Genomic DNA, 15,021 nt, shown 5'->3' on the forward strand with positions numbered 1-15,021 from the left:
TATACAGATCGGTTGAACATTCTGGATCCACCACAACACAGCCGCCCGCTATAGTCAACAACATGGTTGAAGATCAGGTGCTCGACCGCACCTACGGTGCGCTGGCGGACCCCACCCGCCGCCGGCTGCTGGAGGCGCTGCGCGGCGGCGATGCGCGGATCACCGATCTCGCGGCGCCCCTGCCGATGACGTTCGCCGGGGTGTCGCGGCACATCGGCGTGCTCGAGTCGGCGGGCCTGGTGCAACGCGAGGTTCGCGGCCGCGAGCACTGGGTGTCACTGCGTCCCGACGGGCTGACACTGGCGCAGCGGTGGCTCGACCAGCAGACGGACTTCTGGGCCGCACGCGCCGACGCACTGCACGACCGCCTGCGCAGGAAGGGGACGACACGGTGACGGAGGCGCCGGTCGTCCGGGTGCAACGCGTGATGCCGGCCCCGCCCGAAGTCGTGTTCGACCAATGGCTGGATCCGGAGTCGTTGGCGGAGTGGATGTGTCCGCGCCCGGACCGGTGCATCCACGTCTTCATCGACCCGCGCGTCGACGGCCGGTTCCGGTTCGACGTCGACAACGCGGGCACACTGGTGCTCATCACCGGCCGCTTCCTCGTCATCGAGCGGCCGCGGCTGCTGCGGTTGACGTGGAGCAACTCCGATTGGCCGGACCCGACGGTCAGCAGCGTGGTCGAGGTGTTGTTCACGCCGACCGGCGACCACGAGACGGTGATGGCCATCGAACACGCGATGCTGCCGCCGCACGAGTACGACAGTTTCCACGGCGGCTGGACCGCGATCTGCGAACAACTCGCCGAGGCGCTCGCCGGCGGCTGACGCCGGAACGTCAGCCGGGGATCTGGGTCTGCTGGTAGAGCGCGAGTTTCCAGCCGGCGTCGGTGCGGGTGTAGACGCTGGACATCGCGCCGACGAATGCCGGACCGTCGCCGTCGCGATACCCCGTCGCCGTGTAGACGAGGATCCCCGTGTCGTCAGCGGGGCGGACGAGGCGGACGTCGCCGATCTCGTAGCGGCTCCACGGCGGGGACTGCGACAACGCCTCGACCACCGCGTCGCGGTCCATCACCATGCCGTTGGCGAGCACCATCAGGGCGTCGGGCAGCATGACCCCGCCGTAGAACTCGGACCCGGTGCTGTTGCACAGCGAGTCCCAGCCGGCCCGTTCGAGTTCCAGGAGCAGATCGAGCACTTCATCAGTCATCCCCACGGGATACCCGTGCGCGGCGACGTTCAAGACCGGGACCGGTCAGCGGCCGCGCCAGGTGGGTCTGCGCTTCTCCAGCCAGGCTCTCGGACCTTCGGCCGCGTCCGCGGTGGCACCGGCCACCTTGCGCATCGTCTCGCCGAACCGGACCGACTCGATCCAACCCATGTCCGCCGACCGCCAGGCGACCTCCTTGGTGGCCCGCTGGGCCAGCGGTGCCGCCTCGGTCAGCGTCCGCGCCCAGGCGCGGGCCTCCTGTTGCAGCACATCGGGTTCCACCAGTTTCCACACCAGGCCGATCTCCTTCGCGCGTTGCGCGCTCATCGGCTTGCCGGTCAGCAGCAGTTCCATCGCGTTGGCCCATCCGACGCGCTGGGGCAGCCGGATGGCCCCGACGATCGTCGGGACGCCGATCGCGACCTCGGGATAGGAGAAGGTGGCCTCGGTGCTCGCGATCACGAAGTCGCAGAACAGGACCCCGGTCAATCCGTAACCGATGCAGGGACCGTGCACCGCGGCGATGGTGGGCTTGAACAATTCCATGCCGCTCTCGAAGGAGTTGATGGTCGGCTTCTCCCAGAACGTTCCGCCGAAGGTGCCCACCACGCCCTCGCTGTCCTTGAGGTCGCCGCCGGCGCAGTGCACGTCGCCGTTGGCGGTCAGGATCGCGACCCAGGCGTCCTCGTCGTCGCGGAACCTGTCCCATGCCGCGTTGAGGTCATTGCGCAGCGCACCGTTGATGGCGTTGCGCGCCTCGGGGCGGTCCATCGTGATGGTCGCGACGTGGTCGTCGAGCTCATAGGTGACGAATCCCATGGCTGAACACTAGGTGTGCAGGTGTGTCGACTCCAGCGCACCGTCGACGATCATCGTTCGCAGGGTCCGGCGGTCGAGCTTGCCGCTGGCGAGCGTCGGGATCAGGTCACTCGGGGCCGACGCCCACCGGGTGGGGATCTTGTAGGCCGACAGGTGGTCACGCGCGAACGCCGCGAGGGCGGCGAAGTCCGTCGGGCCCACCTGCGCCGGGACGACGACCGCGCACACCTCCTCGCCGCGTTGCGGATGGTCGACCCCCACGACCACGCACTGCGCCACGTCGGCCGACGACTCGATCACCGCCTCGACCTCCAGCGGGGACACGTTGGCGCCCGCGGCCTTGATGAGGTCACCGGTGCGGCCGACGTAGAACAGCCGAGGGTCGCCGGTTCTGCGGTACACCCGGTCACCGGTGTGGTACCAGCCGTCGCGGTCGAAGGTCTCCCACCGTTCCTTCTTGTTGTAGCCCGCCATCACCCCGACGCCGCGGATCAGCAGTTCCCCGGTGCTCCCGTCGGGTACCGGCACGCCGTCGTCGTCGACGATCGCGATGTCGGTGAAGACGAAGCCGCCCGCCGTCTCGGACATGGTGCGGTGCACCGGGTATCCGTCCGGGACGTCGGTCATCGCGATGTCGAGCGGTCCGTCGCGCAGCATCGGCGCACTGCTCAGGTCGCGGCCGGCGAAGCTGGGGTGTTCGCGCAGCCGCTGCGTGAACGCCGGCCAGCCCACGACGCCGGTGGCCCGCTCCCGCTCGACGAGGTCGAGCGCGGTGCCCGCGTCGAGCCGCGGCATGGTGAGCACCGTGGTCGGTTCATGCAAGGCGCCTGTCGCCGCGAGCACGCCGCCGATCCAGAAGAACGGCATCGCACAGAGGATCCGGGGCGGGCCGGAGGACCGCGAGATCGCCCTGACCGCGGCGGGCCACGTCGAGGTCTGGCGGGCCAGCGTGCCGTGGGTGTGCAGCACGCCCTTCGGGTCCGCGGTGGACCCGGAGGTGTGCACCATGATGGCCAGGTCGGCCGGTGACACCTCGGCCTCGGCGGCGGCCAGGATCTCGGGCGCCACCCCGTCGGCGGTGTCGTCGTCCCAGCGGGTGGCCCATGCGCGGTCGGTGGGCCCGGTGAGCACGACGCGGCGTAGGTACGGCGCCGCGGCCACCGCGATGTCGCCGTCGCGCTGAGCGGCCAGCCCCGGCAGCGCGGCCTCCAGGCGGTCGGAGGTGTCGGTGGTGAGCACCTGCGGCGGCGCGACCAGCAGTCCCACGTCGGCGAGGCGCAGCACCTTGGCGATCTCGGCCGGCGCGTACAGGGTGCTCAACGGCACCACGGCCGCGCCGATTCGAGAGCAAGCGAGCCACCAGAGCACCCACTCGGCGCTGTTGGGGAAGAACAGCCCGACACGGGCGCCCTTGCCGACGCCGCGGCGCAGCAGCCATCGCGCGATGTGGGCGGAGCGCCGGTCGGCGTCGTCGTAGCTGAGCCGGTCGGTGGGGGTGACGAGGTAGGGGTGCGCCCCGTGGTCACGCACGCTGCGCCGCAGCAGCGCCGGAACGGTCGGCGGAATCGCGGGGAGGGATGTCACAGTGCCGATCCTGCCCAACGGCGGCGATCGCGGAACGCCCGGCCGCCGCATCGCGTTGAAACAGGCATGACGTCGACGCTTCACGACGGGGCAGCGGGCCGCCGGACCCCGGCCGAGTTGGCCGACCGCCTCCTCGACATCAAGCGGATCTATCACGAGCCGGGTGTCGAGCGCTTCCCGCGCGCCCGTCAGGTGCTCGACCGGTACGCCGGCGCCGAACTGATCGAGGTTGCGTCGCACCAGGCCATTCCGGGGCTGTACGGCAACGAGGGGAACGTCGAGGACTGGGTGCGCATCAAGCGCGAGGTGCTGGTGCTCGGCGAGAAGAAGAGTCTGGCGGCACGCCGCAACGAGCGGTCGAGTGACTGGATCGCGCCGTCCACCGCCAACGGCTGCGCGATGGCGTGCTCCTACTGCTACGTGCCGCGACGCAAGGGCTACGCCAACCCGATCACGGTGTTCGCCAACATCGAGAAGATCACCGGCTACCTCGAGCGGCACGCGGCGCGCCAAGGCGTCAAGCCGGAGCCCAACCAGTGCGATCCCGTGGATTGGGTGTACGACATCGGCGAGAACAGTGACTGCTCCGTCGACGCGATGGTGTCCGACAACGTCCGCGATCTCGTCGATCTGTTCGCCCGTGTCCCGAATGCCAAGGCCAGCTTCGCGACGAAACTCGTCAATCGCGACCTGCTCGACTACGACCCGCGTGGCGGCACCAGGGTGCGGTTCAGCCTGATGCCCGCCGACACGTCGCGCACCGTGGACATCCGGACGTCGAAGATCGCCGACCGCATCGCCGCGCTCGACGACTTCGTCGATGCGGGCTACGAGGTGCACCTCAACTTCAGCCCGGTGATCGTGCACGAGAACTGGCTGGCCGACTGGGCGGAACTGCTCGAGCAGATCGCCGACGGCACCAACGAACGGACGAAGCGACAACTCGCCGCGGAGATCATCTTCCTCACCCACAACGAGGGCCTGCACGACGTCAACATGGGCTGGCACCCCAAGGGGGAGGATCTGCTGTGGCGGCCGGACCTGCAGCAGCTCAAGCGGAGTCAGAGCGGCCAGTGGAACGTCCGGTACAAGACGCCGTGGAAGGGCCGCTGGGTGCAGCAGCTCACCGACCTGATCGCCACGACGCTGCCGGACTGCCGGATCCGGTACGCGTTCTGACTATCCGCGCTTCGGGGTGCCGACCGCGCTGGCCAGGTCGGTGTCGAGGAAAGCGGCGGTGTCGTAGTACGTGCGGAACGCCGTGATGCTGCCGTCCCTCGCCTCGAGCACGCTCACCCCGTCGTAGCAGAACGCCGTCCCGTCCTGCAGGGTGCCCTCCGAGGTCCACTCCAGGAACGTCACGTCGTCGTCGGTGACCCGGTGCCGGAACGCCGCGTCGATGTCACCGAAGACATCGCGGTACTGCTGCCAGAACGCCCGGGCGCCGTCCTTGCCGCGCTGTCCGTGCGGGAGGCCGGCCTTGTTCAGCGTCGCGTCGTCACCGAACAGCTCCACCAGCGGATCGACGTCGCGGTCCCGGTGCAGCCGGTCGAGTGCGTTGACGAATTTCTGCGCCAGATCATGCATGGCGCCGAGGTACCCCCAACCACCCCGATCATGCGGCACGTCAGCTGTTCGTCACACATTCGACCTCGGGACGCAGTCGGGTCACGGTCGATAGACTGCCGGGATGGGTCGCGAGCTCCAGGTGACGTTCGACTGCGCCGATCCGGCTGCCCTCGCCCGGTTCTGGGCTGAGGTCCTGGGTTTCGTCGTCCAGTCGCCTCCGGGCGGGTTCGACACCTGGGACGACGCGCTGGAGGCGATGGGCGTGCCGCCCGAACGGCGCAACGACGCCTCGGCCCTCGTCGACCCGGACGGCCAAGGGCCGCGCGTCTACTTCCAGCGCGTGCCGGAGGGCAAGGCCGCCAAGAACCGGGTGCACCTCGACGTGCGGGTGGCCCCCGGATCGAGCGGGGACGAGCGGATGACCGCATTGGAGCGCGAGTGCGAACGACTGGAAGGACTCGGCGCCACCCGGCTCGGACGGCACGAACCCGCGCCCCCGCTGCAGGGCGGCCACATCGTCATGGCCGATCCCGAGGGCAACGAGTTCTGCCTCGACTGACCGCCCGCACCGATGAGTGATCCGCCGAGAACCGACGACGGGCACCACATCGTCGTCGACGGGCGCAAGTGGCGGGCGACCGACCCGGCGATCCCCGAGGAGCGGCGGGCCGAACTCACCCGCATCCTGATGGCGTGGCGGCGAAAGGTGCGCCAGGCCCGCGGAACCGATCGCGAACCTACCGTGCGTGCGGGTGTGCACGCGGCCAAGGTCGCGCTGGGGGAGCGGGGTACGCCGTGGTGGGAGCAGACCGACGAGCAGCGCCGGGCGCGGTGGGAGACCCACGTCCCGGCACCCGATAATTCACAGGGCTAGCGTCGCCGAGCGGTTAACGGGCGTTCGTTGCGTTCGCGCCGCTCCGCTTCGTCGGCGCGGTCCTCGGCCCAGAAGTCTTCGAATCGCTCACCCGGGCGGACGTTGGGGACGCGATTCATGATGTTGCTGAACCACTTCGGCGGCGTCTTGGGTTCCCACTGGGGCAGCACGGCGCTCAACGACGCCAGCGTCTTGAGGACGACGAAGACGCCGAAGAATGCGCTGGGCGCGTCGGTCAGGGCGATGCCGATGAAGCCGAAGATCAGGGTGAGGTGGACGACGACGACGCGGCTCAGCCCACGCTGAGCGGTCTGTTCGAGCTGCCAGAACGACCAGCTGCGCAGGCTGAACAGGTCGGCGAAGAAGTCGAGGGCCAGGAAGGCGAGCACGCTGAGGCAGCCGAATCCCGCGCTGCGCCAGTCGACGTCGGCGAGCCGGCCCTCACCGTTGCGGTTGAGCAGGAAGAAGATCGCCGCGAGGAACACCGCGTGGGCGGCGCAGAACGCGAAACTGGTGACGGCGAAGCCGGTGACGAACGAGGAGGAGTTGCGCGAACTCCGCCGGTCCGCACTCGGCGCCGTGTACCGGAAGTGGCCGCTGCGTGGAGACCACCGCTGGTGCAACACGATCCGGGCCACGATGAGCGCGCACACCGCGACGTTCTCGAACCAGTAGACCGCGAGCGTCGTGGGTCCGGACCAGTCCTCGAAGAACCAGCCGACGATCGGGACCGCGATCACCGCAAGCAGGCTCAGCGGGTGGACGAAACGCGTCACCTGGTCGCCCCGGTCGGCGGCATGGTCGCTCCTCTCCGCGGACAGCCGCACACCGCGGAGTGCGCGCTTCCCGTCGGAGATTAGCCCGGCCACCGAGGCGCCGCCGGGATCAGCGTCGGGAAAGCTCCGCCTCCAGCCGCTCGATCAGCGTCTTGCGGGCCTTGCCGTCGCGCTCGCGCCGCAGGGCGGAGGTGAGCTGGCGCTTGTCGAGTTCCCCGACGAGCCTGACCGCTTGGGCGACCGGCAGCTCATCGAGCCGGCCGGCCGTGCGTGCGGCCTTGGCGGCCTTGGTGTTCGACACATGCTGCCTGCCGGAGGCCGACGCGCTGCGCTTCTTGGCGTCGGTGGCGTTCCTCTCACTCTCGGAGAGCTGTTCCCAGGCCTTCTTCGGCAGGTACCGCTTGGTCTCGCCACGGTCGCCGCGGGCACGCGCTCCGCCGTCTTTGGTCTGCCAGTCCTCCTTGCCCCACTGCTCGAGAGACTTCTGCCGGTCGTCTTTGGGGCCTCGGTAGCCGCCGCCCTGCCGCTCGTACTCCTGGGTCAGCAGCTGGCTCTTGCGTGCCGACCACTGTCCCTTCCTGCCGCCCTTGTCCGAGGCCTTGATCTCTTCCTTGATGCGCTCCCGCAACCCGGGATCGGTGTACTCCGCCATGGAGGGGAGATACCCGCTTTTCGGCCAAGGTGTTCCGCACCCCTACGGCGGCCCGGCCGGCCCCGGCTGACAGTGCGGGCACCACCAGGTGCGTCGCCGTTCCGGATCGTTGGGCACCTCGGCGACCACCCGTACCGTGGTTCCGCAGCGCAGGCACGGCCGGCCGGCGCGACCCGCCACCCAGTGCTGCTCACCTTTGCGGCGCACCCCCGTCGTCACCTGCATCGCGCCCGGCACTGTGGCCGAGTGTCGAAGCGCCCGCGCACCGAGGCCGAGCACGGCCGGTACGTCGACGAGTCCTACGGGCGTCCACGGGCTGTGGCCTCGCAGGAAGCAGAGCTCGTTGGCCCACAGGTTGCCGTATCCCGCCACGCAGCGCTGGTCGAGCAGGGCGGCGACGAGCGGGCGATCCGGTTCGGCCGCGATGCGGCGCGCCGCCTCCTCGATGTCCCAGTCGTCGCGCAGCGGATCGGGGCCGAGGTGTCCTACGACATCGGGTTCGTCGCGGGTGCGCAGCAGCTCGACGACGGGCAGCTTCACGCCGTAGGCGGCGGGCCCGTCGGTGCGCAGGACGACCCGGACGTCGGGCATGACCGCTCGCGGCAACCAGCGGCCGGTCTCCGAGATGGTCCATGAGCCGGACATTCGGAGGTGGGTGTGCAGGGTGAGGTCGCCCGACAGCCGGGTGAGCAGGTGCTTGCCGTGCGTGATGTGGGCCTGCACGCGCCGGCCGGCGAGGTCGTCCGTGGCGTGGCTCGGAACCCGCAGCTCGCCGTGGGTCAGCGTGCGACCACGCAACGCGCGGTCGAGTCGTCGTGCCAGTGCGTACACCGTGTCACCCTCGGGCACGCGTCAGCGCTCTTCGCCGCGGCGACTCAGCAGTCGAGCTGGACGATGGCCGTGGAGACGATGTCCGTCGCGGTACCGACGCTGACGCCGAGGGGGTCGAGCTCCTTCTGTACGAGGCCGACGATGGTCGACGAGCCGACGCCGTCGCGGGAGGCCTGGCATGCCTGATACCCGGTGGTGAGCAGCTGCGCCTGGGACAGGAACGGGAACTTCTCCTGCAGCTTCAGGAAATCGGCCTCGGCGGCGGCCGCGGGCGATGCGAAGGCCAGCCCCGCGGATGCGGCGATGACCAGGGCTGCGAATGATCGGACCATGGGACTTCCTTCGGCTTGCGGCGGGATCGCTCGGTCGAGGTGGCGGACGCTGACGCTGGTCATTGTCCACCACGGGTGCGCTCAAACATCGGGAAGTTGCGCCGCCGGTCGCTCACACTGGGAGATGTTGGGATCGGTAGCCGGTCGCGGGCCGTGCACTCGAGGCACGAGCAACGCCAAGGGGGCGGTGCCCGACGAGAGGATCCGACCTTGAACCGACTCACACGGCTCGTGACGGCGGCCGCGGTGTCCGGCGGGGTGGCGTTGACCGGCTTCGCGCTCAGCGCGGGCACCTCGGCCGCTCAGGGCCCCAGCTATCAGGGCGGGAATTGCCCGGTGGGACAGACGTGTACGCACTGGTGTCCCGGCGACCCGGCCATCCCGGGCGGGCAGGTGCTGACGTGGGATCGCAACGTCTGCCATGACTGGTACTGGAATTCCGAGGGCATCGTCGATGTCACCACGTGGACGATCTACCCCTGGTCCGGCGCGCCGCATCCGGCCACGCCGCCACCGCCGCTCCATCCGGCGCCTCCACCGCCGCCGCTGCCGCCGGGCACGCCGTTCTGCAGCCCGCGCGGATCGTTGATCATCATCCCGCCGATCTGCGACGAGATCGGCGTCGACATGCCGCCCGGTTCAGTGCGGCGTCCGTGACGGAGGGAGCAGCAGCTCCTGGGTGGTGAGCGCGCTCCGGGCTAACCGAGGCCCGCGCGCCACCTGTCGAGCAGCCGTCGGTCCCGTTTGGTCGGCCGCCCGGCTCCGCGGTCACGGACCGCCACCGCGACCACCGGCTCCGCGGGCCGGGCCGGTGTGCGGTCCAGGTAGCACGTCACGGCTTCGGCCGCACCGACCCGCTTGTGGATCACCCGCAGCACCTCGACGATCCTCGTGGTGTCGGCCATCCGGACGCGGATCTGGTCACCGGGGGAGAGCATCGTCGACGGCTTGGCGATCCGGTCGTTGACGCGGACGTGGCCGCCGCGGCAGGCCGCCGCGGCGTCCGGCCTGGTCTTCGTCAACCGCACCGACCACAGCCAGCGGTCCACGCGCGTCGCCTCCACGAGACCCATCATGGCGGCTCAGCGCGCACTCATCCAGCGCGACCGGAGTCGCGGCCGGCGCGACTCAGCTCGAGGCGTCGAGGATCTTGATCGCGAAGACGAGCGTGTCGCCCTTCTCGATCCCTGCGCTGGGCTGACCGTCGGGGTAGCCGTCGGCCGGAGTCATCGCGACACCGACGGTGGAACCGACCTTCTGCCCGGCGATGGCCTTCTGGAACCCCGTCACGACGCCGTCGAGCGAGAATTCGACCGGGGGACCGCCCACGTAGCTGCTGTCGAACACCGAGCCGTCACGTCCGTTGACGCCCATGTAGCAGACCGATACCGACGCTGTGTCCGCGACGACCGGTCCGTCGCCCGCCTGCAGCGTCTTCACCTGGGTCTCACCGACGCTGAACGGCGCGGTCACGGTGATCAGCGGAGCCGCCGCGTCGGTCGATCCGGTGACCGCCACGCTGCCGGTGTTCCCGGGCAGCGTCCACTCCGGCGCCGCACCCTGCGCGGGCGGTGCCGACGGGCACGCCGCGGCGGCGGCAGGCGCCTCGGGGGTCGCTGACGCCGCAGGGTCCGGCGGGAAGAATTCGACCGGTGTGCGCGTCGACGAGGAGCTCGTCGACGCGGTGCTCGTGTCGGACCCGCATGCGGTGAGCCCGATGAGGAGCGATGCGGCACACGCGGCGAGCGCGATGGACGAGGGCAGACGAGAGGAGTTCACGATCGGCCACGCTACCGGCGGCGCGGCCGTCGACCGAAGGCCCGGTGCTCTAGGCCGCGCGCGCAGTTGTGACACGCCGCCGAGAATCGACGCGGCTCTCAGCTCAGCACGGCCAGGTCGTGCACGGAGTCGCGAGGCAGGTCTCCGTCGACCACGGCGCGCACCTCCATGTACCGCAGGTTGATCGAACCCTTGTGATTGTCCAGGAACGCGGTGTCGGCGGCGTCGCGCCCGGTGGCGATGCGCACCATCGACTGGCGCGGCGCCAGGCAGGTCGGATCCACCACGCGCCAGACGCCGTCGATGAGAGCTTCCGCCACCGCGTGGAAATCCATCGGGTCGCAGCCCGGTGCGTAGACGGCGACCATCCTCGCCGGGACGTTGACCGCGCGCAGCAGTGCGATCACCAGGTGGGCGTAGTCGCGGCACACCCCGGAACCGGCCAGCAGGGTGTCCGCGGCTCCGTCGATCGGGTCGCTGGACCCCGGCACATAGGCGAGCCGCGTTCCCACCCACGACGAGACCTTCTCCAGCAGGGTCGCCGAGTCGGCGTACTCACCGAACTCGGTGGCGGCGAAGCCGAAGAACTTGTCCGCTTCGGCGTAACGGCTCGGCCGCAGATAGGTCGACATGTCGATGTCACGGACGTCCGCCGGATCGGTGCGACCCAGGACTGTGGCCCGGTACGAGGCGGTGACGGTTCCTTCGGGCGCGTCGAAGCGATGGATGCGCGTGCCGTGCTCGCCGATGAGCTCCTGGGCTTCGACGGCCGTGCCGTTGCAGCGGAATTCGAGAGACTCGGTGACCTGCGCCCCGGGCTGGGGTGCGAGGGCGATCTGGAACTCCAGGGTGGTCGCGGCGATGATGTCGACTTCGAGATCGGCGCCGACGTCGCGCTTGAACGCAGGCGGGGCATCGACCGACCCTGTTGACTGTTCGCCTGGCAACAGGGACATCACGCACCGCTTTCGTCGACGGATTCGTCATCGCAATGGGTAACGGCACACCTTCTTGACCGTGGCGACGATGGGCACACCCTAGCGGCGGTCGGTAGCGGTCGCTCGGCGAGCCGGTCGCATCAGGTGGCCGCCGGTGTCGAGGTTCACCGGGCGGTGGGGTTCTTGGCCGCGATGATCGCCGACTCGATGGCCGTGAAGCATTCTGCCGCAGCGGGTTCGGTGCCCAGTCCGACGTAGAAGCTGCCGGGCCGCTCACTGCCGGCGAAGCCGGTGATCGTGAATCCGGCAGTTTCACCGGCCAGTTGTCCGAGTGCGGCGCCCAGGCCGGTGCCTGCGGCGATCGATGCCTGCGTCAGCGGCAGCGACAGGACCGAGGTTCCGCGGACGGCGCCGTCGACAGCCACGAGGACGTGGGTCGGGTGCAGTATCGCGATGGTGTCGTGCTCGGCGTCGGGATCCGCGGAGTTGGCCCGGCGCCGCATCAGCTTCGCGAGGCCCTTCTCGGCCGGCGGATTCTCGCTGTGGGTGAGCCACATCCGCACTGCAGTGAGGTCGAGTTGGTGCGCTTCGGCGTGGTCGGTGAGCTTCTCGCGGACGTGGGGTGCCAGTTCGTCCATCTGCACCGCGCGGGTGTGTCGCACGTACATCGGCATGGGAGGAGTATCCACGATGAGTTGCTGCCGCCCGGGAGGTCTGTTCTGAGAGGAACCGATGAAGGAAGTCGAGAACTGATGGAGAACAAGCCTCCGCGGGGCGGTCACCTGCCGATCAACGGATTGAACCTCTACCACGAGGTGTACGGCGACCTCGGTGCGTCGAAGCCCCCGCTGTTGTTGATTCCCGGCGCGTTCATGGCCACCGTTTCCATGGCTGTGTGGGCTGAGGCCTTCGCCGCCGACCGCCCGGTGATCGTGTTCGACCAGCAGGGGCACGGCCGCACACCGGACACCGCGCGGGCGATGTCCTACGAGCAATTCGCCGACGACGCCGCCGCGCTGCTGCGCGCCCTGGGGGTGGCGCGCGCGGACGTGATGGGTTACTCGCAGGGCGGTGGGGTCGCGCTTCAGCTCGCGATCCGGCACGGCTCCCTGGTGGGCAAGCTGGTGTCGATGTCGGCGACTTTCCGCAAGGACGGCTGGTACCCGTCGGTGTTCGAGGCCCTCGGCGGTCTCACCGCCGATGCGTTCGCCGGCACGCCGGTGGAGGCGGCGTTCAAGGAACACACCGCCGACGCCGCGGCCTTCGATGCCTATGTCGACAAGATGAAGACCCTGAACATCAACGATCAGGACATCAGCGACGAGGCGATGCGGTCGATCTCCGCCGCGACGATGGTCATCGTCGGTGACGCGGACGGAGTGACGCCCGAGCACGCGCTGGCGATGTTCACGCTGCGTGGGGGTGGCGACCCGCAGGCAGCGGCATCGGGGACGCTGACCGACGTTCCGGCCGCACGACTGGTGGTGCTCCCGGCGATGTCGCACATCGGAATCTCGGGGGCCTCAGCGCAACTGGTACCGATGATCACGGCTTTCCTCGACGACGTGCCGCCGGAGACCCCGGACCTCTTCTGAACCCGGTGACGACAGCCAGGATCCCCAGATCGACCTCCGTCAGTAATCCCACACAGCGGGCACCATGCGGAAGCCGTCGCCGGTGACCGCCACGTGGCAGACCGACGGGAACGGCAGGTGGGTGGCCACCAGCGCCTCGCCGCTCGCCGCCAACTCCTGCAGCAGTGCGATCCGGACGCGTGTCGCCTCCTCGGGGTCGTGTTCGAATCCGTTCTGCCAGTCGGGGTTGTCGAATCCGGGCTGGAACACCGCGTCACCGGCGAATGTGAGTGCCTCGCCCCGTGATTCGAGGCGGACGATGCTGTGCCCCGGGGTGTGGCCGCCGGTGCGGCGGAGCAGCACGCCGGGTGCGACCTCGTATTCGGTCTCGAACGGCCGCAGCCGGCCGCGGTAGAGGTCGAGGAACTGCGCGGCGGTCCGTCGCAGTACGTCCGGGATCGGAGCGGGCATGACGGTGCGGGAGAAGTCGGGCGCCTCCCAGAACTCGGCTTCGGCCGCGGCGAGGTGGACTCGCAGATCGGGCCGCAGCTGATTCCGTAGCCCGTCGACGAGCAGCCCGCCGATGTGATCCATGTGCAGATGGGTCAGCACCACATCGGTCACGGAGGCGGGATCGATTCCGGCGGCGACGAGTCGCATGGCCAACTGTCCGGCCCGCGGGAAGTCGGGGAACTCCGTTCCCAGGCCTGAGTCGATGAGGATGGTCTTGCCGCCGCTGCGGACCACGGCAACGTTCAACGGCCAGTCGAGCACCTCGGGCGGCAGGTACATGTCCTCGAGCCACGCCGACAGGTCGGCAGGCGCGGCATTGGTGGCCATCGTCACGGCGGTGATCGGCAGCACCCCGTCGCTGATCACCAGAACGTCGATGTCGCCGACCTTCAGCGCATACCGCGAAGGAACCAACTCGTCGTACCCCGTCCCGGCGGGGTGTGAAATGTCGACCAAGCTCATGTTCTTCTCCTCCTGAGGGCTTGTCAGAAGACAGTGGGACTCACCTGTCTCCTCGTTGATCGTCTCGAGGCGCCCGGATTCATCCATGAGCTGACCGACTGACGTATCGCACTACCCGTGTGTTCGAGTCCCGACGGCCGGAGAGTTCTTGCCGGGAGCTGATCGATCAACCAAGGGGGACACGATGACTGTCGAGGACATCAAGCAGGTCGAACTTCACGACGACGAGGCCACGGGGGAGTACCGGACCGGGCCAGAAGCCGGCACAGCGCTCGTCGGCACATTCGACGGAGGCGAACGCGAGGTGCGCTACGCCGACGTGGACGGGCTGGCGGTGTTCGAGGGGGACATCGTCCTGGGCACCGTGGAGGAGGTGCGGGACCGGGCGGGACTCGAGGGAATCGGCCGTACCGGCAACGAATTCCGCTGGCCGAACGGTGTCGTGCCCTTCGAGGTAGACCCGGCACTGCCGAATCGGCAACGCGTGACCGATGCCGTCGCTCACTGGACCACCAACACGAGGATCCGGTTCGTGCCCCGCAACGGGCAGGCGGATTTCGTCCGGTTCGTGCCGAGCACGGCGAGCCGGTCGCCGGTCGGCCGGCAACGGACCGGACGTCAGGACATCGAGTTGACCGCCACCGCACCGACCGGCACGGTCATCCACGAGATGGGTCACGCGGTCGGGCTCTGGCACGAACAGAGCCGCGAGGACCGCAACAGGTTCGTCGAGATCCGGCTCGGCACCGTCCCGGTCGGCAACCGGCACAACTTCGATCAGCAGATCGAACTCGGCGACGATCTCGGCACCTACGACTTCGGGTCGATCATGCATTACTCGCGGACCGCGTTCAGCACCAGCGGCGAGGACACGATCGTTCCGAGAGTGCCGTTGCCTGCGGGCGTCACGATGGGGCAGCGAACGGCTCTGTCGCAGGGCGACATCAACGCGGTGCACACGATGTACCCGGACTGGTCGGGGGTCGGCGACCGCTGGCGCTCGATCGGTGGGTTCTTCCCCGCGGGTGCGCCGATCTCGGTCACCTCGCGCAGCGCGGGCAACCTGGACCTGTTCGTCGTCGGCAACGACGGCCGGGTCTACAC

The 15,021-nt window shown here is 69.3% G+C and carries 21 protein-coding genes; 8 read left to right on the forward strand and 13 right to left on the reverse strand.

The genetic code is table 11. From position 1 onward, the window contains the following. Positions 1-62 precede the first annotated feature (62 nt). Together AB0K11_RS26040 and AB0K11_RS26045 are read left to right on the forward strand one after the other, a co-directional pair. The gene (locus tag AB0K11_RS26040; RefSeq protein WP_364984053.1) at positions 63-395 is read left to right on the forward strand and encodes a metalloregulator ArsR/SmtB family transcription factor; all 333 of its coding nucleotides are present in this window, start codon (positions 63-65) and stop codon (positions 393-395) included. Further along, positions 392-829: an SRPBCC domain-containing protein gene (locus AB0K11_RS26045; protein WP_364984056.1), complete on the forward strand. Its 438-nt coding sequence runs from the start codon at positions 392-394 to the stop codon at positions 827-829. The genes AB0K11_RS26040 and AB0K11_RS26045 overlap by 4 nt, the downstream gene beginning before the upstream one ends. Positions 830-839: 10 nt before the next feature. Here AB0K11_RS26045 and AB0K11_RS26050 read toward each other — a convergent pair whose 3' ends face one another. From AB0K11_RS26050 to AB0K11_RS26060, 3 genes are read right to left on the reverse strand one after another with little or no spacing between them, the layout of a single operon-like run. Further along, complete coding sequence (locus AB0K11_RS26050) at positions 840-1,214, reverse strand: nuclear transport factor 2 family protein (RefSeq protein ID WP_364984059.1); 375 nt, start codon at positions 1,212-1,214, stop codon at positions 840-842. 45 nt (positions 1,215-1,259) lie between these two features. Further along, positions 1,260-2,033 carry an enoyl-CoA hydratase/isomerase family protein gene (locus tag AB0K11_RS26055; protein ID WP_364984062.1) on the reverse strand — a complete coding sequence of 258 codons (774 nt, stop codon included), beginning with the start codon at positions 2,031-2,033 and terminating at the stop codon, positions 1,260-1,262. A 9-nt stretch (positions 2,034-2,042) separates the two neighbouring features. Beyond that, positions 2,043-3,617 carry a class I adenylate-forming enzyme family protein gene (locus AB0K11_RS26060; RefSeq protein ID WP_364984065.1) on the reverse strand — a complete coding sequence of 525 codons (1,575 nt, stop codon included), beginning with the start codon at positions 3,615-3,617 and terminating at the stop codon, positions 2,043-2,045. 66 nt (positions 3,618-3,683) lie between these two features. Between AB0K11_RS26060 and AB0K11_RS26065 the strand changes: the two genes are divergently transcribed. After that, positions 3,684-4,796: a spore photoproduct lyase family protein gene (locus tag AB0K11_RS26065; RefSeq protein WP_364984068.1), complete on the forward strand. Its 1,113-nt coding sequence runs from the start codon at positions 3,684-3,686 to the stop codon at positions 4,794-4,796. On the opposite strand, the gene AB0K11_RS26070 is transcribed toward AB0K11_RS26065, so the two are convergent. Then, positions 4,797-5,204 (reverse strand): nuclear transport factor 2 family protein, encoded by a 408-nt coding sequence (locus AB0K11_RS26070; RefSeq protein ID WP_364984071.1) that lies wholly within the window; start codon positions 5,202-5,204, stop codon positions 4,797-4,799. Positions 5,205-5,307: 103 nt separating this feature from the next. Between AB0K11_RS26070 and AB0K11_RS26075 the strand changes: the two genes are divergently transcribed. Next, positions 5,308-5,745 carry a VOC family protein gene (locus AB0K11_RS26075; RefSeq protein WP_364984074.1) on the forward strand — a complete coding sequence of 146 codons (438 nt, stop codon included), beginning with the start codon at positions 5,308-5,310 and terminating at the stop codon, positions 5,743-5,745. A gap of 12 nt (positions 5,746-5,757) precedes the next feature. Continuing rightward, positions 5,758-6,060, forward strand: coding sequence for a hypothetical protein (locus AB0K11_RS26080; RefSeq protein WP_364984077.1), 303 nt, complete (start codon positions 5,758-5,760; stop codon positions 6,058-6,060). On the opposite strand, the gene AB0K11_RS26085 is transcribed toward AB0K11_RS26080, so the two are convergent. From AB0K11_RS26085 to AB0K11_RS26100, 4 genes are all read right to left on the reverse strand, one after another. Further along, positions 6,057-6,836, reverse strand: a complete 780-nt coding sequence (locus AB0K11_RS26085; protein WP_364984212.1) for a DUF6498-containing protein — start codon at positions 6,834-6,836, stop codon at positions 6,057-6,059. The genes AB0K11_RS26080 and AB0K11_RS26085 overlap by 4 nt on opposite strands. A 109-nt stretch (positions 6,837-6,945) precedes the next feature. Beyond that, positions 6,946-7,488 carry a hypothetical protein gene (locus tag AB0K11_RS26090; RefSeq protein ID WP_364984079.1) on the reverse strand — a complete coding sequence of 181 codons (543 nt, stop codon included), beginning with the start codon at positions 7,486-7,488 and terminating at the stop codon, positions 6,946-6,948. Positions 7,489-7,530: 42 nt separating this feature from the next. Further along, positions 7,531-8,337 (reverse strand): DNA-formamidopyrimidine glycosylase family protein, encoded by an 807-nt coding sequence (locus AB0K11_RS26095; protein WP_364984082.1) that lies wholly within the window; start codon positions 8,335-8,337, stop codon positions 7,531-7,533. 26 nt (positions 8,338-8,363) lie between these two features. Next, positions 8,364-8,651, reverse strand: coding sequence for a DUF732 domain-containing protein (locus AB0K11_RS26100; protein ID WP_364984085.1), 288 nt, complete (start codon positions 8,649-8,651; stop codon positions 8,364-8,366). A 210-nt stretch (positions 8,652-8,861) separates the two neighbouring features. On the opposite strand from AB0K11_RS26100, the gene AB0K11_RS26105 reads away from it, so the two are divergent. Next, positions 8,862-9,308 carry a hypothetical protein gene (locus tag AB0K11_RS26105; RefSeq protein WP_364984088.1) on the forward strand — a complete coding sequence of 149 codons (447 nt, stop codon included), beginning with the start codon at positions 8,862-8,864 and terminating at the stop codon, positions 9,306-9,308. A 41-nt stretch (positions 9,309-9,349) separates the two neighbouring features. On the opposite strand, the gene AB0K11_RS26110 is transcribed toward AB0K11_RS26105, so the two are convergent. The 4 genes from AB0K11_RS26110 to AB0K11_RS26125 form a co-directional block, all read right to left on the reverse strand. Beyond that, positions 9,350-9,715: an RNA-binding S4 domain-containing protein gene (locus AB0K11_RS26110; protein ID WP_364984091.1), complete on the reverse strand. Its 366-nt coding sequence runs from the start codon at positions 9,713-9,715 to the stop codon at positions 9,350-9,352. Between the two features lie 64 nt (positions 9,716-9,779). Beyond that, a complete protein-coding gene (locus AB0K11_RS26115; protein WP_364984093.1) occupies positions 9,780-10,430 on the reverse strand; it encodes an FKBP-type peptidyl-prolyl cis-trans isomerase in 651 nt (216 codons plus the stop codon). Between the two features lie 98 nt (positions 10,431-10,528). Continuing rightward, positions 10,529-11,386: a transglutaminase family protein gene (locus AB0K11_RS26120; RefSeq protein WP_364984096.1), complete on the reverse strand. Its 858-nt coding sequence runs from the start codon at positions 11,384-11,386 to the stop codon at positions 10,529-10,531. 146 nt (positions 11,387-11,532) lie between these two features. Beyond that, complete coding sequence (locus AB0K11_RS26125; RefSeq protein WP_364984098.1) at positions 11,533-12,042, reverse strand: hypothetical protein; 510 nt, start codon at positions 12,040-12,042, stop codon at positions 11,533-11,535. 78 nt (positions 12,043-12,120) lie between these two features. On the opposite strand from AB0K11_RS26125, the gene AB0K11_RS26130 reads away from it, so the two are divergent. Then, the gene (locus AB0K11_RS26130; RefSeq protein ID WP_364984101.1) at positions 12,121-12,963 is read left to right on the forward strand and encodes an alpha/beta hydrolase; all 843 of its coding nucleotides are present in this window, start codon (positions 12,121-12,123) and stop codon (positions 12,961-12,963) included. A gap of 39 nt (positions 12,964-13,002) precedes the next feature. Here AB0K11_RS26130 and AB0K11_RS26135 read toward each other — a convergent pair whose 3' ends face one another. Then, entirely contained in the window at positions 13,003-13,917 is a 915-nt protein-coding gene (locus AB0K11_RS26135) for an MBL fold metallo-hydrolase (RefSeq protein WP_364984104.1), read from the reverse strand. A gap of 184 nt (positions 13,918-14,101) precedes the next feature. On the opposite strand from AB0K11_RS26135, the gene AB0K11_RS26140 reads away from it, so the two are divergent. Continuing rightward, on the forward strand, positions 14,102-15,021 hold a 920-nt coding region (locus tag AB0K11_RS26140), incomplete at its 3' end, for a M12 family metallopeptidase (RefSeq protein ID WP_364984107.1).

It is taken from the genome of Mycobacterium sp. NPDC050551, assembly GCF_040674075.1.
Classification (GTDB): domain Bacteria; phylum Actinomycetota; class Actinomycetes; order Mycobacteriales; family Mycobacteriaceae; genus Mycobacterium.